Below are 24,980 nucleotides of genomic sequence, written 5' to 3'. Positions count from 1 at the left end.
CCGGACAGGCAGCCAGGAATCAGCTGTACACACCATTTTCCTCGAAAAATCTTGCCGGACTCTTGAACGAGCCACGGCCAATCAAAGATGCAGACGCAAAAAAGCCGGGAATTTCCCGGCTGCCGCATCATACACCCGTTTTCCCAAAGGATCACCCCGCGAGGCGTTTTAGCCGCCCGGCGGGGTGCTCCAGGGTCAGGGCCTGATCAAGGCTTGGACTTTTCCAGGTAGTGGAAGAAGTCGCTGCTTGGGTCCAGAACCATGACGTCGGATTTGTTCGCGAAGCTTTCACGGTAGGCACGCAGGCTACGGTAGAACGCGTAGAACTCCTGGTCCTGGCCGTAGGCCTTGGCATAGATCGCCGCTGCCTGGGCATCACCGTCACCGCGAGCCTCTTCAGACTCCCGATAGGCCTCAGCCAACAGCACGCGACGCTGACGATCGGCATCGGCACGGATGCCTTCCGCCAGTTCGTTACCCTTGGCCCGGTGCTCGCGAGCCTCACGCTCACGCTCGGTGCTCATGCGCTCGAACACGCTGCGGTTCACTTCCTTGGGCAAGTCGATGGCCTTGACCCGGACATCGACCACTTCGATACCCAGCTCCTTTTCCGCCATCTTGTTCAGCGAAGCCGTGATATCCGCCATCAGCGCGTCACGCTCACCGGAAACCACTTCGTGCAGGGTGCGCTTACCGAACTGGTCACGCAGGCCCGACTCCAGGCGACGGGAAAGACGCTCGTCGGCAATCTGCTTGAGGCCGGAAGTCGCGGTGTAGAAACGCTCGGCATCCTTCACCCGCCACTTGGCGTAGGCATCCACCATCACGGCTTTCTTTTCCAGGGTCAGGAAGCGCTGCGTCGGTGCATCCAGGGTCATCAGGCGTGCGTCGAACTTACGCACCTGATTCACGTAGGGCACTTTCACATGCAGGCCAGGCTGGACATCCGCCTGAACCACACGACCGAACTGCAGCAACACCGCACGCTCGGTCTGAGCGACGATGTAGAAGCTGTTCCAGGCAACCACCGCCACGACAACGCCCACGATCAGGGCGATCAGCGATTTATTGCTCATCAGCGAGTCTCCCTAGAACGCGTCTGCTGCTGTTGCTGCATATGGTCAGCCGCCGCGCGCGCATTCGCTTCATTGCTGGCCGCCGACGCTGCGCCCGTTACCGGAGCACTGCCGCTACGACCACTGTCGATCATCTTGTCCAGCGGCAGATAGAGCAGATTGTTCTGCCCGCCCTTGCTGCCAGTCACCAACACCTTGCTGGTGTTGCTGAAGACTTCCTGCATAGTGTCCAGGTACAGGCGCTGACGGGTGACCTCAGGAGCCTTGCGGTACTCGGCAACCAGTTTGGTGAAGCGATCTGCCTCACCCTTGGCCCGGGATACCACTTCGTCACGGTAACCGTTGGCATCCTCGAGGATGCGCTGGGCCTGACCACGGGCTTCCGGCACAACGCCGTTGGCATAGGTTTCAGCCTGGTTGCGCGAACGCTGTTCATCTTCACGGGCACGGATCACGTCATCGAAGGCTTCTTGTACTTCACGCGGTGCCGCTGCGCTCTGTACGTTCACCTGGGTCACGGTGATACCGGTGCGATAGTTGTCCAGGAAGCGTTGCAGACGCTCCTTGATCTCACTGGCCATCAATTCACGACCTTCGGTCAGCACCTGGTCCATGGCGGTGGAACCCACCACGTGGCGCAGGGCGCTGTCGGTCGCATGCTGCAGGCTGATTTCCGGCTGATCGACGTTCAGCACGAAATCCTGCAGGTTGCTGATCTTGTACTGCACGGTCAGCGGCACTTCGACGATGTTCTCGTCCTCGGTGAGCATCTGGCCCTGCTTGGTGTAGGCACGCTCGCGCGTGACGTTTTCCATGTACTTGCGATCGATCGGCGGGAAGTAGATGTTCAGACCCGGGCCGACGGTTTCGTAGTATTTGCCGAAGCGCAGCACTACGGCCTGCTCCTGCTCGTCTACTACATACACCGCGCTGTACAGCCACACGGCAGCCAGCACGACAAGACCGATACCCAGCAGGCCGAAACCACCGCCCTTGCCGGAACTACCGCCGTCATCACCACGTTTCTTACCACCACCGAACAACCCATTCAGGCTTTCCTGCAGCTTACGGAAGGCCTCGTCGAGATCTGGTGGCCCCTTGCGATCGCCATTATTGCGGCGCTTACCACCCCAAGGGTCCTGATTATTCGAGTTGCCACCCGGCTCATTCCAAGCCATAGCGCTCTCCATCTGATAAAGCAAAGACGCACCCACGGCGCGCCGACCAATGCTACAGAATGCCTGCTACAGCGGCACAACCGCTTGCCCAGGCTTTTATTGCAAAGTGTGTTGCTCGATGAATTCCGACGGCTGCATGCCTTCGCGACTGACCAGCCGGTTCAACTCGGCCCGTGGCAGGCGAACAGCAAGCAGGCTGACACCTTCGTCGTCGTGATCTTCTTTCTGCACAGCGTTCAACTGGAAAAACTGTGCTCGCAGTCGAGCAAAACGCTGAGGCAAGCGCAAGGTGCCTACAAACAAATCTTCACCCAGCAGCTCGGCGATGGCCTGCTTGAGCAGATCCAGCCCCTGGCCATCACGGGCCGACAGCCAGACCCGCTGTGGCTTGCCGTCGGGGTCGCGCTGGATCTGCGGCTCCACACCCTCGAGCAAATCGAGTTTGTTATAGACCTCCAGGATCGGCAAGTCTTGAGCCCCGATCTCCCCCAGCACCACCATCACCTGCTCGATCTGTGCCATGCGCTCGGGCTCATGGGCATCGATCACATGCAGCAGCAAATCGGAGTTGCTCGATTCTTCGAGGGTAGCCCGAAACGCCTCCACCAACTTGTGCGGCAGGTGGCGAATGAACCCCACGGTATCGGCCAGCACAATCGGCCCCAGGTCATCCAGCTCAAGCCGGCGCAGGGTGGGGTCGAGGGTGGCGAACAATTGGTCGGCAGCGAAAACATCGGACGCAGTGACCGCATTGAACAGCGTGGACTTGCCGGCGTTGGTGTAGCCCACCAGGGACACTGAAGGGATATCCGCACGCTTGCGGCCACGACGGGCCTGCTCACGCTGGCTGCGAACCTTCTCCAGGCGCGCCTTGATCTGCCGCAGACGCACTCGCAACAGGCGCCGGTCGGTTTCCAGCTGGGTTTCACCGGGCCCGCGCAGACCGATACCGCCTTTCTGCCGTTCAAGGTGAGTCCAGCCACGAACCAGACGGGTGCTCATGTGCTCAAGCTGGGCCAGTTCAACCTGGAGCTTGCCTTCATGGGTGCGCGCGCGCTGAGCGAAGATATCGAGAATCAGACCCGTGCGGTCGATCACGCGACACTCGAATACACGTTCGAGGTTACGTTCCTGACTGGGTGTGAGGATGTGATTGAAAATCACCAGGTCTACCTGTTCGGCTTTGACCAGGTCGCGTAACTCCTCGACCTTGCCGCTGCCAACCAGGTATTTGGCGGTTGGCCGATGACGCGGCACGCTAACAAACGCGACGGTCTCGGCGCCGGCCGATAATGCCAGCTCCTGAAACTCCTGCGGATCTTCGCGCGCCTCAGGGTCCTGACCATCCAAGTGAACGAGAATGGCCCGTTCACCACCACCGTGGCGCTCAAAGAACAAAGGAGACTCCTATCAGGCGTTACCTGGCTCAGCGTCACCCTGTTCGGATTCGGAAGCGCTAGGCAGGCGAATCGGGCGAACTGGAACCACTGTCGAGATAGCGTGCTTGTAAACCATTTGGCTGACGGTGTTCTTCAGCAGGATGACGAACTGGTCGAAAGACTCGATCGTACCTTGCAGCTTGATCCCGTTGACCAGATAGATGGAAACCCCAACCTTCTCTTTACGCAATGTATTCAAGTAAGGGTCTTGTAGCGAATGCCCTTTTGACATGTGCCGCACTCCTTTAAGGATCAATAATAAAAATCAGAAAACAGATGGCCAAAGCCGTCACACCCCCAAGGATAGACGGCAATTGCAAGGACTCAGCTCAATATGGAGATCGTCCCCAAGTATTTCAAGGCGCGTGGCAGATTGTCGCAATCCAGGCTGTCCAACCATTGCAGGTCAGCCCAACTACGTAACCAGGTGAACTGGCGTTTCGCCAATTGGCGCGTGGCAATGATGCCCCGCTCCTGCATTTCGGCTGACGTCAGCTTGCCATCCAGATGATCCCAGACTTGGCGGTAGCCCACTGCACGTATAGACGGCAACCCGGCATGCAGGTCACTTCTGGAACGCAGAGCTACGACCTCGTCAATGAATCCCTGTTCCAACATTTGTGTGAATCTTTGTGCAATACGCTGGTGCAGTACCTGGCGATTCGCCGGAGCGATGGCCAGATTGGCGACAGTATAGGGCAATTGACTGCGTCCCGATGCGCCTGCTTCAGTACTTTGCGCCAATTGACGCTGGCGATGGGCGGTCATTGTCAGGCCACTGACCCGATAGACCTCAAGCGCCCGGGTCAGACGCTGGGGGTCGTTGGGGTGGATCCGCGCCGCCGACTCGGGGTCCACCGCCGCCAGCTGGTCGTGCAGGGCCTGCCAGCCAAGGCGTGCAGCCTCCTCCTCCAGCTCGGCACGTACCTGCGGATCCGCCGCGGGCATGTCCGCCAGGCCTTCAAGCAGCGCCTTGTAATACAGCATGGTGCCGCCCACCAACAGCGGGATCTTGCCCCGGGCGGTGATATCGGCCATGGCCGCCAGCGCATCGGTACGGAAATCCGCCGCCGAATAGCTCTCGGCAGGGTCGAGAATATCGATCAGGCGGTGGGGAAACTCCGCCAGCAGCTCCCTGGAAGGCTTCGCGGTACCGATGTCCATGCCGCGGTAGACCAACGCCGAGTCGACACTGATCAGCTCGCAAGGCAGCACCTTGGTCAGCTCGATGGCCAGATCGGTCTTGCCCGCAGCGGTCGGGCCCATCAGGAAAATCGCTGGAGGAAGCTGGGTCATCAACGGCCGCGCAGAAAGAGTTTGTCCAGATCGTCCAGGCCCATTTGGGTCCAGGTCGGTCGACCGTGGTTGCATTGGCCACTGCGCTCGGTGTTTTCCATGTCCCGCAGCAAGGCGTTCATTTCCGGCAGGGCCAGGCGTCGATTGGCGCGGATCGCGCCGTGGCAGGCCATGGTGCCGAGCAGCTCATTGAGGTGAGCCTGGATCCGGTCACTGGTGCCGTACTCCATCAGGTCCGCCAGTACGTCGTGCACCAGGCGATTGGCTTCCGCCTGCTTCAACAATGCCGGGATCTGGCGGATCGCCAGGGATTCCGGGCCCAGGCGCTGCAGCTCGAAGCCCAGGCGCTGGAACCAGCCCATGTGTTCTTCAGCGCAATCGGCCTCACGCTGGCTGACGGCAATCGACTCCGGCACCAGCAACGGCTGGCCACTCAGGCCTTCGCTGGCCATGGCCACCTTCAAGCGCTCGTACATGATCCGCTCGTGAGCCGCGTGCATGTCCACCAGCACCAGACCCAGGGCGTTTTCCGCCAGGATGTAGATCCCCTTGAGCTGGGCCAGGGCATAGCCCAGGGGCGGAATGTCCTCCTGGCCGTCCGGCAAGGCCGCCCCCGGCAACGGGGCAAAGAACTCGCGGTACACGCCCTGGCTCTCGGCGGCCGGCAACACTGGCTGTGGCCGTGGCGTGTACTGATATTGATAGCCACTGCCGGCTCCCGCGCCCGGCGCATTGAAGCTCGGCTGGGATTGGGGCTGCTCCAGAGCCAGGTTCGCGGCCAGGCGCATCTCACCCTGAGGCCCGAACTCACCGGCCTCGATACCTGTCGGGCGCACGATGCCGGCGACCGCCGCCGGCGCCGCCAACTGATCCTCGGGCCGCACATCACCCAGGGCCCGGTGCAAGGTGCCATAAAGGAAGTCGTGCACCATGCGCCCGTCACGGAAACGCACTTCGTGCTTGGTCGGGTGCACGTTGACGTCGACCACCGACGGGTCGACTTCGAAAAACAGAACAAAGGTCGGGTGTCGACCGTTGAACAGAACATCGCGATAAGCCTGGCGTACCGCGTGAGCCACCAGCTTGTCCCGTACTGCGCGACCGTTGACGTAGAAGTACTGCAGGTCCGCCTGGCTGCGGGAGAAGGTCGGCAAGCCCACCCAGCCCCACAGATGCAAGCCGTTGCGCTCGACTTCAATGGGCAACGCCTGCTCCAGGAAGCCCGAACCGCACACCGCCGCCACACGACGGGCACGAGCGGCGTCGTCCTTGGCCTCGTGCAGGCTGAGGATGCTCTTGCCGTTGTGCCGCAAGTGGAAGGCCACGTCGAAACGCGCCAGGGCCAGGCGCTTGATCACTTCCTGCAGGTGATCGAACTCGGTCTTTTCCGCCTTGAGGAACTTGCGTCGTGCCGGCGTATTGAAGAACAGGTCGCGGACTTCCACCGAAGTGCCTACCGGGTGCGCCGCCGGCTGCACCCTTGGTGCCATGTCCCGGCCTTCGGTTTCCACCTGCCAGGCCTGCTCGGCATCCCGGGTACGGGACGTGAGGGTCAGGCGCGCCACGGAGCTGATGGAAGCCAGGGCCTCGCCGCGAAACCCCAGGCTCATCACCCGCTCCAGGTCCTCCAGGTCGCGGATCTTGCTGGTGGCGTGCCGGGCCAGGGCCAGCGGCAAGTCGTCGGAGGAAATGCCGCTACCGTCGTCACGTACCCGCAGCAGCTTGACCCCGGCCTGCTCCACATCCACATCGATGCGCTTGGCGCCGGAGTCCAGGCTGTTTTCCAACAGCTCCTTGATCACCGAAGCCGGGCGCTCGACCACCTCGCCCGCGGCAATCTGGTTGGCCAGGCGCGGGCTGAGCAGCTCGATGCGCGCGCTACTGATTACCGATTCACTCATTCCTTGGCCGCCAGTTCTGTACCGGGGATGGTCAACACCTGCCCCACTTTCAATTCATCGCTTTTCAGGTTGTTGGCACTGCGTAGCGTGGCTGCGGAGACCTGATAGCGCACGGCGATCATGGCCAGGGTTTCCCCCGGATTGACCCGGTGATCACGCGGCCCCTGGGCGATCTTCCCGGAATCGCGCAGCCAGGCAATATAGGTGCCCGGTGGCGGGTTCTGCTGGAAGAACTGCCGCACGCCGCTGCTGATGGAGCGCGCCAGGGCCTGCTGATGGCTGGCGGTGGCCAGCTTCGAGGCCTCGTTGGAGTTGGAGATAAAGCCGGTTTCCACCAGGATCGACGGAATATCCGGGGATTTGAGCACCATGAACCCGGCCTGTTCCACCCGCTGCTTGTGCAACGGAGTCACCCGGCCGATGTTGTTCAGGACTTTCTGCCCGACATTCAGACTGGAGGTCAGGGAAGCTGTCATCGACAGGTCCAGCAGCACCCCGGCCAGCATCCGGTCCTTGTCATCCAGGCTGACGTTGCCAGCCCCGCCGATCAGGTCGGAACGGTTCTCGCTGTCCGCCAGCCAGCGCGCGGTTTCCGACGTGGCACCACGTTCAGACAAGGCAAACACCGACGCGCCAAAGGCCGCGGCCGAAGGCGCAGCGTCGGCATGGATCGAGACGAACAGGTCGGCGCCCTTCTTGCGGGCGATCTCGGTACGACCGCGCAATGGAATGAAGTAGTCGCCAGTACGGGTCAGCTCGGCGCGGAAACCCTTGAGGCCATTGACCTGACGTTGCAATTCGCGAGCAATGGCCAGCACCACGTCTTTTTCATGCTGCCCGCGGGAGCCGGAGGCACCCGGGTCTTCGCCGCCGTGGCCGGCATCGATCACCACAATGATGTCGCGCTTGCCCGCCGGGGCTGGCGGCAGCTTGATCGCCGGCTCCGCCGGAGTGACGGGCACTGCTGGGACAGTGGCCACAGTAGGTGGCGGCGCAGCAGGTGGCGCGGCGTCAGCCGGGTTGTCGAACAGATCGACCACCAGGCGATTGCCGTACTGAGCGTTGGGCGCCAGGGTGAAACTCTTCGGCGTAACGGCCTTTTTCAGGTCGATGACCACCCGCAGGTCACTGGGCGTGCGCTGTGCCGAGCGCATGGCGGTAATCGGTGTATTGGCCGTGGCGACGTTCAGCGGACCGCCAAGGGTCGCGCCATTGATATCGATCACCAGACGATCCGGGGCCGTCAGGGTAAAGACGCTGTGCTGAACCGGGCCGGACAGGTCGAATACCAGTCGCGTGTTATCCGGTGCCCGCCACAGGCGGACGCTGCGAACCTGTGTAGCGGCCACAGCATCGACGGCCAATGCCGTAAGCAACAGTCCTACGACAGCAACCAACGCGCGAATGCGCATACCTAACCCCATCAATTATTTGAATTCCAACGCCAAAGCGGCACACCAGGACTCGCCACGCGAGCCTTGAGACAACAGATGCACAGAACGCCCATTGTTATGCGGGGTAATGGTAATGGTCAGGTCAGGCTTTGGCAAAAAGCCTGCACCACGCTGGGGCCACTCCAGCAGGCACAGAGCATCGCCCTCGAAGTAGTCGCGAATCCCCAGGAACTCCAGCTCCTCAGGATCCACCAGGCGGTACAGGTCGAAGTGGAAAGCCCGCACTGAGCCGATCTCGTACGGTTCGACCAGGGTAAAGGTCGGGCTCTTCACTGCCCCCGCGTGCCCCAGGCCACGGATGATCCCTCGCGACAAGGTGGTTTTGCCCGCTCCCAGGTCGCCCTCGAGGAAGATCACCCCCACGCCTTGGGTCACCTGGGCAATACGTGCACCAAATTCCACCATGGCCTGTTCGTCGGCCAGAAAAAGGGTTAACTCAGACACGGTGATTGTTCCTCCAACAACTGACGAATGGCTGGAATCAGATCACTGGCCGCCAGCCCTCGGCCCAATTTGCCTTGCAGCTCGCCCGCGCTGGCATGCAGCCAGACCGCCAGGCAGGCGGCATCGAATGCCGACAAGCCTTGCGCCAGCAAGGCGCCGATCAGGCCAGCCAGCACATCACCCAAGCCTGCCGTGGCCATCGCCGGATGCCCTACGTCACAGCGGGCCAGCCGCCCATCGGCAGTGGCGATCAGGCTACCGGCCCCCTTGAGTACCGCAACCGCTGCGTATTTTTTGCTCAACGCCAGGGCCGCTGCAGGGCGATCCGCCTGCACCTCGGCGCTGGAGATACCCAGCAGCCGCGCCGCCTCTCCCGGATGGGGAGTGATGACACTCGCGGCAGGCAGTTGCAGCCCGCCCTCGGCCAGCAGGTTCAAGGCATCGGCATCCCACACCTGGGGCAACGGCGCATTGGCCGCCGCCGACAGCAGACTGCGCCCCCAGGCGCCCTGCCCCAACCCCGGCCCGACCACCAGCACCGTGGCCCGAGCCAGCAACCCCATCAACTGGTTGGCCGAATGAGTGCCCTGGGTCATGACCTCAGGCAAGCGCGCCGCAGCGGCAGCCACATGCTCACTGCGGGTCGCCAGGGACACCAGCCCCGCGCCACTGCGCAAGGCACTTTCCGCACTCAGCAAGGCGGCGCCGGCAAAACCTCGATCGCCCCCAATCAGCAACAGGTGCCCGAACTGGCCCTTGTGGGCATCGCGAAGTCGTCCATTCAGATGTGGCAAATGGCCAGAAGTCAGCAACTGAACGTCAGGTAGAGGGTGTTTTGTCTGCGGCATGCGTCTTCGAGCTCCGATGTCTGGCAGAATTATACGCACCTCAGCCCCGGTTTCTCTCGCCTCATGCCCGCTATTACCCAGGATCTTCCCGCTCTCGCCCAATCGATCAAGGACTGGGGCCGCGAACTGGGCTTTCAACAAGTCGGCATCAGCGGCCTGGACCTGGCCGAGCATGAGCAGCACCTGGAACGCTGGCTCGCCGCCGGCTACCACGGCGAGATGGAATACATGGGCGCCCACGGCAGCAAACGCTCCCATCCCGACCAGTTGGTGCCTGGCACCCTGCGGGTGGTTTCGCTGCGCATGGACTACCTGCCCGGCGACACCCAGATGGCCCAGCGCCTGGCCCAGCCTTCCAAGGCCTACGTTTCGCGCTATGCCCTGGGGCGCGATTATCACAAGCTGATCCGCAAGCGCGTACAGCAACTGGCCGAGCGCATCCAGCAAGCCATCGGCCCCTTTGGCTACCGCGCCTTCGTCGATAGCGCTCCGGTGCTGGAAAAAGCCATCGCCGAACAGGCCGGGCTCGGCTGGATCGGCAAGAACACCCTGGTGCTGAATCGCAAAGCCGGCAGCTACTTCTTCCTCAGCGAACTGTTCGTCGACCTGCCCCTGCCGGTGGACGCGCCCCACGCCACGGAGCACTGCGGCCGCTGCACCGCCTGCCTGGACATCTGCCCGACCAACGCCTTCGTCGGCCCCTATGTGCTGGATGCCCGACGCTGCATTTCCTACCTGACCATCGAGCTCAAAAGCGCCATCCCCGAAGACCTGCGCCCGCTGATCGGCAACCGGGTATTCGGCTGCGATGACTGCCAGATCGTCTGCCCCTGGAATCGCTTCGCCCGCTCAACGGCCGAGGGCGACTTCAAGCCCCGGCACAACCTGGACAATGCCGAACTGGCAGAGCTGTTCATGTGGGACGAGGACAAATTCCTCAGCAATACCGAAGGTTCACCCTTGCGCCGCGCCGGCTACGAGCGCTGGCTACGCAACCTGGCGGTGGGCCTGGGCAACGCCCCCTCTAGCATTCCGGTGCTGGAAGCCCTCAAGGCCCGCCAGGACTACCCCTCGGAACTGGTTCGCGAACATGTGCAATGGGCCCTGGACCAGCACACCAACCGTCAGTGTTCGTCGTTGTAGACGAACTTGGGCATTTCCCAGTGAAAACGGATCGCCAGCAGGCGCAATAGAAAGCCGCCGAACAGGGTGACCAGGATCGACTGCTCGCTGGGCAGTTGCAGGTAGATGCACAGCATGTAGCACCAGGCCGCGGCGAAGGACACGCTGGCGTACAGCTCGCGGCGAAAGATCAGCGGGATATCGTTGCAGAAGATGTCCCTGAGGATGCCGCCAAAGACCCCGGTGATCACCCCGCTGACTGAAGCCACCAGCATGCCGTGGCCCATTTCCAGGGCAGTCATGCAGCCGATCAGGGTAAAGGCCACCAGGCCCACGGCGTCGAGCACCAGAAACAGCGAGCGCAGGTGACGCATCAAGGGCGCGATGAAGATCGTCACCAACGCCGCCACCGACGTCAGCACCAGGTATTCCGGGTGCTTGACCCAGGTCAGCGGATAGTGGCCCAGCAGCACATCACGCACCGAACCGCCGCCGAGTGCGGTGACGCAGGCAATCAGCACCACACCGAACCAGTCCATGCCGCGCCGGCCGGCAGACAGGGCGCCGGTCATGGCTTCGGCGGTAATGGCAATCAGATAAAGCATCAACAGCATGATGGCGGTCCTTGCAGGAAGGCGCGCAGTCTACTCAGTTGAAGCGGGCACCAAAAGGGGGCGGGTACGGGCGCCGAGTCGCAGCGGGCGCCCGTTCGCCGGCAAGCCGGCGCCTGCGGGTCAGAACTTGATGAAGTGCTTGCGGTAGTGCTGGAGCTCGGCAATGGACTCGCGAATATCGTCCAGGGCCAGGTGGGTGCTGCCTTTCTTGAAGCTGTCGCGCACGTCCGGCGCCCAGCGGGCGGCCAGTTCCTTGAGGGTCGAGACGTCCAGGTTGCGGTAGTGGAAGTAGCTTTCCAGAGCCTTCATGTGGCGGTACAGGAAGCGCCGGTCCTGGCAGATGCTGTTGCCGCAGATCGGCGATTTGCCCTTGGGTACCCACTGCTCCAGGAAGGCAATGGTCTGGGCTTCTGCTTCGGCCATGCTGATGCGGCTTTCGCGAACCCGCTGGGTCAGACCGGAACCGCCGTGCTGGCGGGTGTTCCATTCATCCATGCCGGCGAGGATCTCGTCGCTCTGGTGGATGGCAATGACCGGTCCTTCAGCCAAGGTGTTGAGGTTGCTGTCAGTGACAATGGTGGCCATCTCGATGATGACGTCGGTGTCAGGGTTCAGACCGGTCATTTCCAGGTCGATCCAAATCAGGTTCTGCGGGTTTTGCATGGGTGGGCTCCTCGGCGTAGTTGCGCAGTTTAGCCTAGAGGGCCTGCCCGGCGTGCTAAACTCGCCGCCGTTTTACCTATCCGCCGTAATTATCGACACGGAACACCAATGGCCAAACGCCAGCTCAATCGCCGCCAAAACTGGCGCATCGAAAAGATCCAGGGTGAGCGCGCCGCCCGCGCCGCCAAACGCGAGTCCTCTGCCGTCGAGGCGCTGGAAGGTGGCGACCTGGGCCCGGAACAGACCGGCCTGGTCATCGCCCACTTCGGCGTCCAGGTCGAAGTCGAGGCTCGCGAAGGCGAAACGGCCGGCCAGGTGTTCCGCTGCTACCTGCGGGCCAACCTGCCGGCCCTGGTGACCGGCGACCAGGTGGTCTGGCGCGCCGGCAACCAGGGCATCGGGGTGATCGTCGCGCAACTGCCGCGCAGCACCGAGCTGTGCCGCCCGGACAGCCGCGGCCAACTCAAGCCGGTGGCCGCCAACGTCGACATGATCGTGATCGTGTTTGCGCCCATGCCCGAGCCCCACGCCAACCTGATCGACCGCTACCTGGTAGCCGCCGAGCATGCTGGAATCCGGCCGTTGCTGCTGCTGAACAAGGCCGACCTGATCGATGAGCAGAACGCCCCTGCGCTCAACGCCCTGCTCGCGGTCTACCGCCAGCTGGGCTACCCGCTGCTGGAGGTCTCGGCTCATCACGGCGACGGCATGGAGCAGTTGCAAGCCCTGCTGGACGGGCGCATCAGTGTATTCGTCGGCCAGTCGGGGGTGGGCAAGTCGTCCCTGGTCAACAGCCTGCTGCCGGAAGTCGAAACCCGCGTCGGCCCGCTGTCGGAGTTCTCCGGCCAGGGCACTCACACCACCACGACCGCGCGCCTGTTCCACTTCCCCGGTGGCGGTGAGCTGATCGACTCCCCCGGTATCCGTGAGTTCGGCCTCGGCCATGTCAGCCGCGCCGATGTCGAGGCGGGGTTCATCGAGTTCAATGACTTGCTGGGCACCTGCCGCTTCCGCGATTGCAAGCACGATCGCGAGCCGGGCTGTGCCTTGCTCAAGGCCCTGGAAGACGGGCGCATCCAGCAGCAACGGATGAACAGCTACCGCTCGATCCTCGCCAGCCTGCCAGACAACAGTTACTGATTGACCTGACCCAGATACGACAAGGCCGCGATCTTCGCGGCCTTGTCGTTTGTCACTTCGCCGTGCCCGGCGTAGCGGGCGGCGTCACCGGAGCAGTGGGAGCTGGAGCCGGAGCCGGAGCCGGAGCCGGAGCCGGAGCCGGAGCGGAAGACTGGCCCGCCGCACCCTGCTCGTCCATCTTCAGCACACCGTCCTCGAAGATATTCATACGTTGACGCACCTCGTGCGCCGGCAGCGGTTCGCTACCGGGCGGCAAGGCATTCGGGTCGGCTGCCGCCCCCGGTACTTCACCGGGCGCACCGCTACCCTGGGTCGGTACCGGAGCATTGGGATCGGTCTGCTCACCCTCGATGGCACGCTGGGCCTTCTTGGTCAGCACGACGATATCGATGCGCCGGTTGACCGGGTTGAACGGGTCCTTGCGATCGAATAGAGCCGACGAAGCAAAGCCCACCACACGCGCGACTTGCGGATCAGGATAACCACCCGCCACCAGCGCCCGACGCGCAGCGTTGGCCCGGTTGGCCGACAGTTCCCAGTTGCCGAAGTCGCCAGTGCCCGAATAGGGCTTGGCGTCGGTGTGACCGCTGATGCTGATCTTGTTCGGCACGGTCTTGATGGTGTCGGCCATGGCCAGCAGGATGTCTTCGAAATACGGCTTCAGACGTGCACTGCCAGAGTCGAACATCGGCCGGTTCTCAGCGTCCATGATCTGGATCCGCAGGCCGTCCGGGGTGATCTCGAAGAGGATCTGGTCCTTGAACTTCTGCAGTTGCGGGCTCTCTTCAACCTTGTTCTGCAACTCTTGCAACAGCAACTCGAGACGCTCGCGCTCGACCTGCTCGGCCATGCCCTCCACCTGGTCGGCATCCACCGTGACCTTGTCCGGTTGTGGCTGGGACTTGATCTCGGGGTTGAGGGTGTTGTCCGGCGCCAGCTCAGGGGAGCCGCCCAGGTCGATGATGTAGGGCGTACCGCTTTCCGAGAAGCCGATCGGATCCTTGAAGTAACCGGCGATGGCGATCTTCTGTTCCGGGGTGGCCGTGGACAGCAGCCACAAAACCAGGAAGAACGCCATCATCGCCGTGGCGAAGTCGGCGAAGGCGATTTTCCAGGCGCCCCCGTGATGTCCGCCAGCGAAGCGCTTGACGCGCTTGATGATAATCGGCTGATTATTTTCCATGACTTAGCGACCGCGAACCGCTTGTTCCAGCTCGGCGAAGCTAGGACGGTGCGCCGGGTACAGAACCTTGCGCCCGAACTCCACGGCCAGGGACGGCGGCATGCCGGAAGCCGAGGCCACCAGCGATGCCTTGATGGCTTCGTAGACGTTCAGTTCTTCCTTGGCGTCGTGGGCCAGGGAGTGGGCCAGCGGGCCGAAGAAACCATAGGCCGCGAGAATACCGAAGAAAGTACCCACCAGTGCCGCACCTACGTGCAGGCCGATGGACTTCTGGTCGCCATCGCCCAGGGAAGCCATGGTCACCACGATCCCCAATACCGCCGCGACGATACCGAAACCGGGCATGCCGTCGGCAATCCCGTTGACCGCATGGGATGGATGCTCAAGGTCTTCCTTGAGGCTGAACAGCTCCATGTCGAACAGGCCTTCCAGCTCGTGGGGAGCCATGTTGCCGGAGGACATGATGCGCAGATAGTCACAGACGAAGGCGGTCATGCGTTCATCTTTGAGCACCGCCGGGTACTTGGCGAAAATCGGGCTGGCCGCGGCGTCCTCGATATCGCCTTCGATGGCCATCATGCCTTCGCGACGACTCTTGTTGAGGATCTCGTAGATCAGGCCCAGCACTTCCAGGTAGAAGGTGTGGGTGAAGCGCGAGCTGAACATGCCCAGGGATTTCTTGACGACGTGCATCGTCATGTAGCCCGGGTTGGCCTGGAGGAATGCGCCAAAGGCTGCGCCGCCGATGATCAGCACTTCGAAAGGCTGGATCAGTGCCGCGATTTTGCCGTGGGAAAGCACGTATCCGCCGAGCACGCTCGCGAATACGACGATGATGCCGATAATTTTAGCCATAGGTAGGGGAGTACTTATTGAGTCGGGTTCAAGGTCATATTCGGAAGTTCTTAAAACTCTTCTTCTACTTATCGGCAAAACTGCGCCAGACTATAGCCAGTTAAGGCGAAAAGCCAGTTTGGCCCGCTCTGGGCGTGTTCACAGCAGACGATGATTGCGCCCGACCATGTCTAATGAAACCAGCGTCCCACATTCTCCGCCCGCCTCTCTCGACGCCTGGGTAAAGCTCCTCAATGGCGTGCGCCTGCCGGTGCCCCAGGCCAGCCATGACCGGGTCTGCCGCGCCATCGCCAACAACCGCAGCTCGCTGCGGGAGATTGTCGATCTGATGCAAAACAGCCCGGCACTGGCCTTGAGCGTGATCCGCGAAGCCAACCGGCATTCCCACGGCAGCATGAGCGAACCGGCGGAAAACCTGGAGATCGCGGTCAACCGCCTGGGCCTCAAGCGTACCGAGGAGTTGCTCGAGCAACTGCCGACGCTGCCTGAAGAGCAGATCCCCCAGGCATTGCGCCAGTTCCAGCTGATCAGCCAGCACGCCAGCCAGCAAGCCAATGGCTTCTTTGCCGGACGCCTGGCGCGACTCTGGCAGGACATCCACTGGGGCAGCCTGCTGTTTCTCTCGCCGCTGTGGGCCATGGCCCTGGTCTATCCCAAGCTGCTGGAAGAGTGGGAACTGCGGGTCATCTACAAGCACGAATCCGCACACGACGTTGAACTGCAACTGTTCGGAGTGCGGCTGATGGAAATGTGCCAGGCCCTGGTCCTGGCCTGGCACCTGCCGATCTGGGTCCAGCAGGGCTATCGCCTGCTGACCCAGGAGCAGCACCTGCTGGCCAAGGTCATGCTGATTGCCCGCGACAGCGACAACCCGCTGCGCCAGCAACAACGCCTGGACGCTGAACCGGATCTGCGGCGCTGGCTGAACCAGCCGGCAAACACTGTGTTGCTGGCCAACGGCCTGGCGCTGGCGGCGCAACAGTCCTGGAACAGTCCCCATGGCCGGCGCTGGCAGAACCTTACCGCTCTTTATCTGCAGATCCCCCTGGACCAGGTCCAGCAACAGTTGCACCAACAGGCAGCACAAAGCGCCCGCAACGACACCCAGCCCGATCTCTGGCACCCGGCCCAGGCCCTGCTCTGGCCTTGGGATGCCCGACGCCTGCATCACGGCGAGCAACCAGCCCCGGCGCCCACCGCACTGGAACTGACCAAGTGGCGCAAGCTCTGCGGCGAACTGTTGCTGGACCCCAGCCCCTTTACCAACGCCGTGCACCTTACCGGCTTTGCCCGGGATGCCCTGGCGGCGTGCGGCATGCATCGGATCATGCTGCTGATGGTCGATCGCAGCCTGAGCCACCTGCGAGTGCAACAGCTTTACGGCCTGCCCAGGGAAGCGGCCAGCCTGACCCTGCAGGCCAAGCAGAGCCCGCTGTTGCAACGCCTGCTGGAAAAATCCGCGCAGATCCGCCTGACCCCGGCCAACCGGGCCCAGTTCGCCCCTCACCTGCCAAGCTCGCTGCGCCAGCTGTTTCGCGGCGAACACCTGCTGATCCGCTCACTGTCGTGCAATGGCCGGGTACTGATGCTGGCGATCGCCGACCAGGGCGGCGTGCCGTTCTCGGAAATTAGCGTCCAGGCCTTCGGCAAGACCGCCCAGTGCATCGAAAAAGCCTTGCACAGCTTTACCAACCGCAGCCAATGACGCTTGCGCTACAATCCTTCCCTTTGCGCCCTGGGGACCTGACATGTCTGACTTCTCTGGCTTGCCGCTGGTCATTGAACCGAGCGACCTGCTCGCCCGCCTGAACGCCCGCGAACTGATCCTGGTCGACCTGACCAGCGCTGCCCGCTATGCAACCGGGCATATTCCCGGGGCGCGCTTCGTCGACCCCAAGCGCACTCAGCTGGGCCAGGCGCCGGCTCCCGGGCTGCTGCCGCCGCAAGCGGCGCTTGAAACGCTGTTCGGCGAACTCGGGCACAACCCGGACGCGGTCTATGTGGTCTACGACGATGAAGGCGGTGGCTGGGCCGGGCGCTTCATCTGGCTGCTGGACGTGATCGGCCACCACCGCTACCACTACCTCGACGGCGGCCTGCCGGCCTGGCTGGCGGAAGGCCTGCCCGTGTCTACCGAAGTCCCGGCCGCGGTCGGCGGCCCCGTGGCACTGGCCCTGCATGACGAGCCCACCGCCACCCGCGAATACCTGCAAAGCCGTCTCGGCGCGGCGGACCTGGTGATCTGGGACGCCCGCGGACCGCTGGAGTACTCCGGCGAAAAAGTCCTGGCAGCCAAGGGCGGGCATATCCCCGGCGCGGTGAATTTCGAATGGACCGCCGGCATGGATCAGGCACGCCACCTGCGCATCCGCCGCGACATGCCACAGATCCTTGCGGACCTGGGCATCAGCAAAGACAAAGAAGTGATCACCCACTGCCAGACCCACCATCGCTCCGGCTTCACCTATCTGGTGGCCAAGGCGCTGGGCTACCCACGGGTCAAGGGCTACGCCGGCTCCTGGGGCGAATGGGGCAATCATCCCGATACGCCCGTAGAGATTTAAGGTTTTTAAGGACACCCAATGAAAAAGCGTTTGTTCATCATCAGCCAGTACCTGCTGCCTCATCACCTGCTGTCGCGCCTGGCCGGCTGCATTGCCGAGTGCCGCGTGCGCTGGTTCAAGAATGCCTTCACCCGCTGGTTCGCCAAGCAGTATCAAGTGGATATGTCCGAGGCCCAGGTCGAGGACGTGACCGCCTACGAGCATTTCAACGCCTTCTTCACCCGCGCCCTCAAAGACGGCGCGCGGCCGCTGGACCCGACCCCGGGCGCGGTGCTCAGCCCTGCCGACGGCGCGGTCAGCCAACTGGGCCCGATCGAACACGGCCGAGTGTTCCAGGCCAAGGGCCACAGCTACAGCGTGCTGGAACTGCTGGGCGGTGACCCGGCCCTGGCACAGCCGTTCATGGGCGGCGACTTTGCCACCATCTACCTCTCCCCCAAGGACTACCACCGGGTGCACATGCCCCTGGCCGGCACCCTGCGGGAAATGGTCTATGTGCCGGGCCGGATCTTCTCGGTCAACCAGACTACCGCTGAAAACGTACCCGAGCTGTTCGCACGCAACGAGCGCGTGGTGTGCATCTTCGATACCGAGCGCGGCCCGATGGCGCTGGTGCTGGTGGGCGCGATGATCGTCGCTTCAATCGAAACCGTCTGGGCTGGCCTGGTAACGCCGCCCAAGCGCGAACTCAAGACCGTGCGCTACGACGAAGCCGCCCGCGCTCCGATCCACCTGGAGAAAGGCGCCGAAATGGGCCGCTTCAAGCTGGGCTCCACGGCCATCGTGCTGTTTGGCCCGGACCAGGTGCAGTGGGCCCAAGAGCTGGCTGCCGGCTCGCCCGTGCGAATGGGCCAGGGCCTGGGCCTGCCCAAGGCTTGAGGCCTGAATGCCGGACATAAAAAACGCCGCTGATCAGCGGCGTTTTTTATGGGCGGGGATTTTCCGGCGGCTCAGAGCTGCCCGTCGCGGTCACGGAACCCCAGCAGGTACAGCACGCCATCCAGGCCCAGGGTCGAGATCGCCTGCTTGGCCGACTGCTTGACCAGCGGCTTGGCGCGGAATGCCACGCCCAGGCCGGCAATGCCGAGCATCGGCAAATCGTTGGCGCCATCGCCGACAGCGATGGTCTGCTCCAGGCGCAGGCCTTCCTTGTGCGCCAGCTCACGTAGCAGATCGGCCTTGCGCTGGGCGTCGACAATCGGCTCCACCGCCACGCCAGTGACCTTGCCGTCCACCACTTCCAGCTCGTTGGCGAACACGTAGTCGATACCCAGCTTGGCTTGCAGCTGCTTGGCAAAGTAGGTGAAGCCGCCGGAGAGGATCGCGGTCTTGTAGCCCAGGCGCTTGAGCTCGGCGAACAGGGTTTCGGCGCCCTCGGTCAGGCGCAGGGAGGCGCCGATGGCGTCCAGCACATTGACGTCCAGGCCCTTGAGTAGCGCCAGGCGCTCCTTGAAACTGGCGCGGAAGTCCAGCTCGCCGGCCATCGCCCGCTCGGTGATTTCCGCGACCCGATCGCCGACACCGGCCGCCTTGGCCAGCTCGTCGATGACTTCGGCCTCGATCAGCGTCGAATCCATGTCGAACACCGCCAGGCGCCGGTTACGGCGGAACAGCGAGTCTTCCTGGAACGCGATATCGACGTTCAGCTCCTGGGCCACGCTGAGGAACTCGGCCCGCAGGGCTTGCGGATCGGCGGCTTCGCCACGTACCGAGAACTCGATGCAGCCCTTGCCCTGGTCGGCTGGCATGTCCAGGGGCATGCGCCCGGACAGGCGATCGATATGGTCGATGTTCAGGCCGTACTTGGCGGTGATGGAGCTCACGCGCTGCAACTGTTCGGCGGTAACCTTGCGCGTCAGCAGGGTCACGATATGGCGCTTCTTGCCCTGCCCGGCGACCCACTGCTGGTAATCCTGCTCGGACACCGGCGTGAAGCGCACCTGCTGGTCGAGCTTGTAGGCGGTGAACAGGATGTCCTTGAGCACCGACGAGCTCTGCTCGTTGCTGGGAATTTCAACCAGGATGCCGAACGACAAGGTGTCGTGGATCACCGCCTGACCGATGTCGAGAATGTTCACACCACCCTGGGCCAGAACGCCGGTAATGGCCGCAGTCAGACCGGGACGATCTTCGCCGGTGATGTTTATCAGGACAATTTCGCGCAAGGCGCACCCCCGAGGTGGAAAAAAAGCGCATTCTACCCACTTTCGGTGACCATCGGGCACAGCCAGCGCTTTGCCGGTCTAGGGCCTGTCGCTATACTGCGCGTCAACTTCACGGACAAAAGAGCCGAGCTCAGTGAACCGGCCCACGCCAGTTAAAACCGATAACTTCTTCCTGCTGATCTTCCGTGCACTGCGCCACCGCCGTGTGCCGATTGCATTGCGCATTGCCAGCCATAACGTGATCCTGGTCGCCCTGGCCCTGGTGATCTATGCCGGCGTGATGGGCCTGCAGTTCAAGCAAGCCATGCACGAACAAGCCGACGCCCTGGGTCAGAGCCTGACCACCCAGACCGCCACCTCGGCCACCGAGCTGCTGGTGTCCAACGACATCCTCAGCCTCAATGTCCTGCTCAACAATCTGACCAAGAACCCGCTGGTGGCCCACGCGGCCATCTACAGCGTGGACAACCGCATCCTCGCCGAGGCCGGCCAGCGCCCCAAGAGCAGCCTGCTGGGTGAAACCGAGGGCGTGTACCAGACCAAGATCACCTTCCAGGACGTGACCGCGGGCAACCTGCGAATCAGCCTGGACATGGCGCAATTCCAGCAGCCGATGACCATCAGCCTGCAAAGCATGGGCATCCTCAGCGCCATCCTGCTGGCCCTGGCCCTGGCCTTGAGCCTGCGCCTGGGGCGGCACATCTCGACTCCGCTGCTGCAACTGCGAGTCTGGCTGCGTGACCTGGACGAACACACTCCCGCCACCCAGCGCCAGGACGAAATCGGCGATCTGGCGCGTCAGCTGCATGCCCGCCTGGTGCCGGAAAAACCCGAACCGGCACCGCAGCCCGAGGCTGAAGTGCAAGACGACGAGGACGATGAGCCGGCATTCGAAGTGCGCAACCTGCGGGACCCGAGCTTCGACGAAAGCGCTCCGGTAGCAGGCCTGAAGCCTGCACCCCGGCACCTGGTTCACGCCGAAGAAGATGAACTGGACGAGGAAGACCCCTTCGCCGACCTGCGGGACAGCTCATCGACGCCTGCTGCCAAGCCACAACCGCAACCACAGGTTCCGGCCCAGCCCCAGCACAGTGCGGTACTCGCGGTGCAACTCGGTGCCCAGGAGCAACTGCGACGCCTGCCCCGCGCCCGCCTGATGGAACTGCTGGAACGCTACCGCGATTGCCTCGACCAGGCCGCCTCGCTGTACCAGAGCGAACTGCATACCCTGAACGATGGCAGCACGCTGATGCTGTTCCACAGCGAAGACAGCGGTGACGACTACCTGACCAACGCCATCTGCTGCGGCGAGTTGCTGCGCGCCCTGGGCCATGCCCTGCAGATCGAAGTGGCGGACAGCGGCATCACCCTGCAACTGCAACTGGGCCTGACCCTGGGCGACGAACTGTTCGGCCTGAGCCAGATCGACCTGCTGCTCACCGAAACCGCTCAGGATGCCCTGGCCCTGTCCCAGCACAGCCGCAACCTGCTGCTGGTGGAGCGCAAGGTCAATGACGACCCGCTGCTGCGCCAGCGGGCACGTATTCGCCCGATCGCCAGCCCGGAAGGTGCCTGCTGCGTGGAACGCCTGATGGAGCCCTACCCGTCGATGCTGGAGCGGCAACTGGCACGCATGCATGAAACACGGGCCAAGCTGTAAGGCTGACCCGCACAAAAAGAAGCCCGCCCAGTGCGGGCTTTTTCATGAGCTTTGTGTAGCCGCTGGCGCAGCCTGCGACAAGCCCCGCAGGGGCTTCAACGCTGGTGATATCGCTGCGTGCCTGCGGCCTGCTCGCAGCCTTCGGCAGCGGCTACAGGAGATTGCGTTGGCCAGAGCCAGAAACGACAAGGCCCGCTGTTGGGCGGGCCTTGTCTCGCGGCGTGTCAACTCAGAACCTGAACACTTCCATATCCGTGCGGATCGGCGTGGCCATCGGGATCTTCGGTTGCTTTTCCTGCCCGGCAGGCTTGGGCGCAGGAGCCGGGGCCGCCTTGCGTGGCACCTCCGCCACCGCCGGCTGATTGGCCAGAGGCTTGAGGGCACCCGACAACTGTTCCGCCAGACGCTGCAACAGCACGCCCTGGGCCTGGACCTGGGACGCCGTGGTTCCCGCGTGCTGCTCCTGCAGATGAACGATGCGGTTGTCCCGCACCTGGCCACGACGGTCGATCAGGCGCCATTGCGCATCCAGCACCGCCGGCTGCGACTTGCCTGAATCCAGGCGAGTGATCGACAGCAGCACCTGGACATCCGGAGTGAAGCCGCTGGTGGCCGGAGCCAATACAACCCGCTGGCTGTCGAGATGACCGGCCACCTGGCGCAACAGCAACTGGTCGATGTCCGAAGACAGGCTGCCGGCCCAGCGACCATCAGTGGAGGCCTGCAGGCTGCCATCATCCTGACGCTGCAGGAGGGTTTCACGTTGCAGGTAGTCGGCGATCAGCACCGGCCCCAGCAATACCGACATGCCGGCACTGGCCGGCTGAGCTGGACTTCCGCTGTCCAGCTGATACAGCGACACCGGCTGGTGTACGCTGCAACCCGCCAGGCCAAGAACGCCGGCGAGCAAGAAAACAAGAGGAAGGCGCAGAGCAGTCATCATCCCATCCAGGTGGCGGCCACAAGGCTAGCCACAGTGTAAATACTCAAAAAAACCTGAATAACGCCCGGCCACGCCAGCGTTTGAAAGCGCATATCATCCGTGAATATGCGCCCTGACTCCAGTGTTGTAGCGTCGATCCTGCGCTTAAATCGCAGATCGAACGCTCTAGCCCGCCCTTAACTGAGAGGCTCTACCAACAACGCATCCACCCGCTGGAAGCCGCGAGGCAGTTTGTTGCCACGGCGCCCGCGCTCGCCTTTGTAGTGCTCCAGATCGTCAGCCTTGAGCGACAAGGTGCGCTTGCCAGCCTGCAGCACCAGGGTCGCGCCGTCCGGCAGCACCGCGATATCGGTGACGTACTCTTCGCGGCTGGCCACGCGCTCACCGGGAATGCCGATGATCTTGTTGCCCTTGCCCTTGCCCAGCTGCGGCAGGTCGCTGATCTTGAACACCAGCAGGCGCCCTTCGGTGGTCACCGAAGCCAGCCAGTTCTGTTCGCGATCGGCCACTGGCCGCGGCGCCAGCACCTTGGCATTGTTCGGCAGGCTCAACAGCGCCTTGCCCGCCTTGTTCTTGGCCTGCAGGTCCTCGCCCTTGACCACGAAGCCGTAGCCGGCGTCAGAAGCGATCACATACAAGGCATCGTCATCCGGCAGCAGCACGCATTCGAACGTCGCACCCGGCGGCGGTGTCAGACGGCCGGTCAGCGGCTCGCCCTGACCCCGGGCCGATGGCAGCGTATGGGCCGCCACCGAGTAACTGCGCCCGGTGGAGTCGATGAACACCGCGAACTGGTTGGAACGCCCGGGCGCGGCGGTCTTGTAGCCATCGCCGGCCTTGTAGGACAGACCAGTGGCGTCAATATCATGCCCCTTGGCGCAACGCACCCAGCCTTTTTCCGACAGAACGATAGTCACCGGCTCGGTAGGCATCAGCTCGTTTTCCGACAGCGCCTTGGCCTCGGCCCGGGCGACGATCGGCGAACGGCGGTCATCGCCGTAGGTTTCTGCGTCTTGCAGCAACTCGGTGCGCACCAGCTTCTTCAGTTTGGCTTCGCTGTTGAGCAAGGCTTGCAGCTTGGCCTGCTCCTTGAGCAACTCATCCTGTTCGGCCCGCAGCTTCATCTCTTCCAGACGCGCCAATTGGCGCAGGCGCGTGTCGAGGATGTAGTCGGCCTGGATTTCACTCAGGGCGAAACGCTCGATCAGCTTGGCCCGTGGATGCTCCTCGGTACGGATGATGTGGATCACTTCATCCAGGTTGAGGTAGGCAATCAGCAAACCGTCCAACAGATGCAGGCGACGCTCGACCTTGTCCAGGCGGAACTGCAGCCGGCGACGCACGGTGGTGACCCGGAACTCCAGCCACTCCACCAGCAGGGCCCGCAGGTTCTTCAACTGCGGCTTGCCGTCCAGGCCAATGATGTTGATGTTGACCCGGTAGGTGGATTCCAGCTCGGTGGTGGCGAACAGGTGCTGCATCAACTCATCGGCGTCGACCCGGTTGGAGCGCGGGATGATCACGATGCGGCACGGGTTCTCATGGTCCGACTCGTCACGCAGGTCGGCCACCATCGGCAGCTTCTTGGCCTGCATCTGGCCGGCGATCTGTTCCAGCACCTTGGCCCCGGAGACCTGGTGCGGCAGCGCGGTGACGATGATGTCGCCGTCCTCGACCCGGTACACGGCGCGCATGCGCACCGAGCCACGGCCGGTTTCGTAGATCTTCAGCAGGTCGGCACGCGGGGTGATGATCTCGGCTTCGGTGGGGTAGTCCGGCCCCTGGATATGCTCGCAGAGCTGCTCGACCGTGGCCTTGGGCTCATCCAGCAGGCGCACGCAGGCCGAAGCCACTTCCCGCAGGTTGTGCGGCGGCACGTCGGTGGCCATGCCCACGGCGATGCCGGTGGTGCCGTTGAGCAGGATGTTCGGCAGGCGTGCCGGCAGTACCAGCGGCTCCTGTAGCGTGCCGTCGAAGTTCGGCCCCCAGTCCGCAGTGCCCTGGCCCAGTTCGCTGAGCAGCACTTCGGAATAGCGCGACAGGCGCGCCTCGGTGTAACGCATGGCAGCGAAGGACTTGGGATCGTCCGGCGCACCCCAGTTGCCCTGGCCGTCCACCAGCGTGTAGCGGTAGCTGAACGGCTGGGCCATCAGCACCATGGCCTCATAACAGGCCGAATCGCCGTGCGGGTGGAACTTGCCGAGCACGTCACCCACGGTACGCGCGGATTTCTTGTGCTTGGAATCGGCATCCAGCCCCAGCTCACTCATGGCGTAGACGATACGCCGCTGTACCGGTTTCAGGCCGTCGCCGATATGCGGCAGAGCACGGTCCATGATCACGTACATGGAGTAGTTGAGGTAGGCATTTTCGGTGAAGTCAGCCAGTGACCGGCGTTCTACGCCATCCAGGCTGAGATCAAGGGAGTCGCTCAT

At 63.1% G+C, this 24,980-nt stretch carries 22 protein-coding genes; 6 read left to right on the top strand and 16 right to left on the bottom strand.

Annotation, left to right across the window (positions count from 1 at the left end; genetic code table 11):
- Positions 1-206 precede the first annotated feature (206 nt).
- The 9 genes from hflC to A9971_RS13345 form a co-directional block, all read right to left on the bottom strand.
- Positions 207-1,076: a protease modulator HflC gene (gene hflC / locus A9971_RS13385; protein ID WP_011058941.1), complete on the bottom strand. Its 870-nt coding sequence runs from the start codon at positions 1,074-1,076 to the stop codon at positions 207-209.
- Entirely contained in the window at positions 1,076-2,254 is a 1,179-nt protein-coding gene (gene hflK, locus A9971_RS13380) for an FtsH protease activity modulator HflK (protein WP_011058940.1), read from the bottom strand. The genes hflC and hflK overlap by 1 nt, the downstream gene beginning before the upstream one ends.
- A 96-nt stretch (positions 2,255-2,350) precedes the next feature.
- Positions 2,351-3,652 (bottom strand): ribosome rescue GTPase HflX, encoded by a 1,302-nt coding sequence (hflX, locus tag A9971_RS13375; RefSeq protein WP_011058939.1) that lies wholly within the window; start codon positions 3,650-3,652, stop codon positions 2,351-2,353.
- Between the two features lie 12 nt (positions 3,653-3,664).
- Complete coding sequence (gene hfq, locus A9971_RS13370; RefSeq protein ID WP_007921378.1) at positions 3,665-3,925, bottom strand: RNA chaperone Hfq; 261 nt, start codon at positions 3,923-3,925, stop codon at positions 3,665-3,667.
- A gap of 92 nt (positions 3,926-4,017) precedes the next feature.
- The gene (gene miaA / locus A9971_RS13365; protein ID WP_183000700.1) at positions 4,018-4,989 is read right to left on the bottom strand and encodes a tRNA (adenosine(37)-N6)-dimethylallyltransferase MiaA; all 972 of its coding nucleotides are present in this window, start codon (positions 4,987-4,989) and stop codon (positions 4,018-4,020) included.
- Positions 4,989-6,890, bottom strand: coding sequence for a DNA mismatch repair endonuclease MutL (mutL, locus tag A9971_RS13360; protein ID WP_183000699.1), 1,902 nt, complete (start codon positions 6,888-6,890; stop codon positions 4,989-4,991). Before mutL ends, miaA begins: the two co-directional genes overlap by 1 nt.
- Positions 6,887-8,314, bottom strand: coding sequence for an N-acetylmuramoyl-L-alanine amidase (locus A9971_RS13355; RefSeq protein ID WP_198409248.1), 1,428 nt, complete (start codon positions 8,312-8,314; stop codon positions 6,887-6,889). The genes mutL and A9971_RS13355 overlap by 4 nt, the downstream gene beginning before the upstream one ends.
- 3 nt (positions 8,315-8,317) lie before the next feature.
- A complete protein-coding gene (tsaE, locus tag A9971_RS13350; protein ID WP_015633937.1) occupies positions 8,318-8,788 on the bottom strand; it encodes a tRNA (adenosine(37)-N6)-threonylcarbamoyltransferase complex ATPase subunit type 1 TsaE in 471 nt (156 codons plus the stop codon).
- On the bottom strand, positions 8,776-9,636 hold the full coding sequence (locus A9971_RS13345; protein WP_053148772.1) for an NAD(P)H-hydrate dehydratase: 861 nt from the start codon (positions 9,634-9,636) through the stop codon (positions 8,776-8,778). The genes tsaE and A9971_RS13345 overlap by 13 nt, the downstream gene beginning before the upstream one ends.
- A gap of 63 nt (positions 9,637-9,699) precedes the next feature.
- On the opposite strand from A9971_RS13345, the gene queG reads away from it, so the two are divergent.
- Positions 9,700-10,779 carry a tRNA epoxyqueuosine(34) reductase QueG gene (gene queG, locus A9971_RS13340; RefSeq protein WP_053148769.1) on the top strand — a complete coding sequence of 360 codons (1,080 nt, stop codon included), beginning with the start codon at positions 9,700-9,702 and terminating at the stop codon, positions 10,777-10,779.
- On the opposite strand, the gene A9971_RS13335 is transcribed toward queG, so the two are convergent.
- Positions 10,761-11,375, bottom strand: a complete 615-nt coding sequence (locus tag A9971_RS13335) for a trimeric intracellular cation channel family protein (RefSeq protein ID WP_169893104.1) — start codon at positions 11,373-11,375, stop codon at positions 10,761-10,763. The genes queG and A9971_RS13335 overlap by 19 nt on opposite strands.
- Before the next feature lie 117 nt (positions 11,376-11,492).
- Complete coding sequence (gene orn / locus A9971_RS13330; RefSeq protein ID WP_011058931.1) at positions 11,493-12,035, bottom strand: oligoribonuclease; 543 nt, start codon at positions 12,033-12,035, stop codon at positions 11,493-11,495.
- Positions 12,036-12,143: 108 nt separating this feature from the next.
- Here orn and rsgA point away from each other — a divergent pair, with 108 nt between their 5' ends.
- Positions 12,144-13,175 (top strand): small ribosomal subunit biogenesis GTPase RsgA, encoded by a 1,032-nt coding sequence (gene rsgA / locus A9971_RS13325; RefSeq protein WP_011058930.1) that lies wholly within the window; start codon positions 12,144-12,146, stop codon positions 13,173-13,175.
- A 52-nt stretch (positions 13,176-13,227) separates the two neighbouring features.
- Here the strand turns inward: rsgA and motB are convergent, their stop codons facing one another.
- Together motB and motA are read right to left on the bottom strand one after the other, a co-directional pair.
- Complete coding sequence (motB, locus tag A9971_RS13320; protein ID WP_183001972.1) at positions 13,228-14,358, bottom strand: flagellar motor protein MotB; 1,131 nt, start codon at positions 14,356-14,358, stop codon at positions 13,228-13,230.
- Between the two features lie 3 nt (positions 14,359-14,361).
- Positions 14,362-15,213 carry a flagellar motor stator protein MotA gene (gene motA, locus A9971_RS13315; protein ID WP_011058928.1) on the bottom strand — a complete coding sequence of 284 codons (852 nt, stop codon included), beginning with the start codon at positions 15,211-15,213 and terminating at the stop codon, positions 14,362-14,364.
- 166 nt (positions 15,214-15,379) lie between these two features.
- Here motA and A9971_RS13310 point away from each other — a divergent pair, with 166 nt between their 5' ends.
- Genes A9971_RS13310 through asd form a run of 3 tightly spaced genes read left to right on the top strand, consistent with a single transcriptional unit; the run spans position 15,380 to position 18,656 of the window.
- Positions 15,380-16,918, top strand: coding sequence for an HDOD domain-containing protein (locus A9971_RS13310; protein WP_183000697.1), 1,539 nt, complete (start codon positions 15,380-15,382; stop codon positions 16,916-16,918).
- A gap of 43 nt (positions 16,919-16,961) precedes the next feature.
- The gene (rhdA, locus tag A9971_RS13305; RefSeq protein WP_015633933.1) at positions 16,962-17,777 is read left to right on the top strand and encodes a thiosulfate sulfurtransferase; all 816 of its coding nucleotides are present in this window, start codon (positions 16,962-16,964) and stop codon (positions 17,775-17,777) included.
- 18 nt (positions 17,778-17,795) lie between these two features.
- The gene (gene asd, locus A9971_RS13300; RefSeq protein ID WP_015633932.1) at positions 17,796-18,656 is read left to right on the top strand and encodes an archaetidylserine decarboxylase; all 861 of its coding nucleotides are present in this window, start codon (positions 17,796-17,798) and stop codon (positions 18,654-18,656) included.
- A 71-nt stretch (positions 18,657-18,727) separates the two neighbouring features.
- On the opposite strand, the gene serB is transcribed toward asd, so the two are convergent.
- Positions 18,728-19,942: a phosphoserine phosphatase SerB gene (gene serB / locus A9971_RS13295; RefSeq protein WP_015633931.1), complete on the bottom strand. Its 1,215-nt coding sequence runs from the start codon at positions 19,940-19,942 to the stop codon at positions 18,728-18,730.
- A 133-nt stretch (positions 19,943-20,075) separates the two neighbouring features.
- On the opposite strand from serB, the gene A9971_RS13290 reads away from it, so the two are divergent.
- Positions 20,076-21,602, top strand: a complete 1,527-nt coding sequence (locus A9971_RS13290; protein ID WP_015633930.1) for an AhpA/YtjB family protein — start codon at positions 20,076-20,078, stop codon at positions 21,600-21,602.
- A gap of 229 nt (positions 21,603-21,831) precedes the next feature.
- On the opposite strand, the gene A9971_RS13285 is transcribed toward A9971_RS13290, so the two are convergent.
- Together A9971_RS13285 and parC are read right to left on the bottom strand one after the other, a co-directional pair.
- Positions 21,832-22,542 carry a membrane integrity-associated transporter subunit PqiC gene (locus A9971_RS13285; protein WP_041115443.1) on the bottom strand — a complete coding sequence of 237 codons (711 nt, stop codon included), beginning with the start codon at positions 22,540-22,542 and terminating at the stop codon, positions 21,832-21,834.
- 179 nt (positions 22,543-22,721) lie between these two features.
- Positions 22,722-24,980, bottom strand: coding sequence for a DNA topoisomerase IV subunit A (gene parC, locus A9971_RS13280; protein ID WP_011058921.1), 2,259 nt, complete (start codon positions 24,978-24,980; stop codon positions 22,722-22,724).

The sequence above is a fragment of the Pseudomonas sp. UME65 genome, from assembly GCF_014170225.1.
Classification (GTDB): Bacteria; Pseudomonadota; Gammaproteobacteria; order Pseudomonadales; family Pseudomonadaceae; genus Aquipseudomonas; species Aquipseudomonas protegens.
This window is presented reverse-complemented; position numbering and strand designations above follow the sequence as displayed.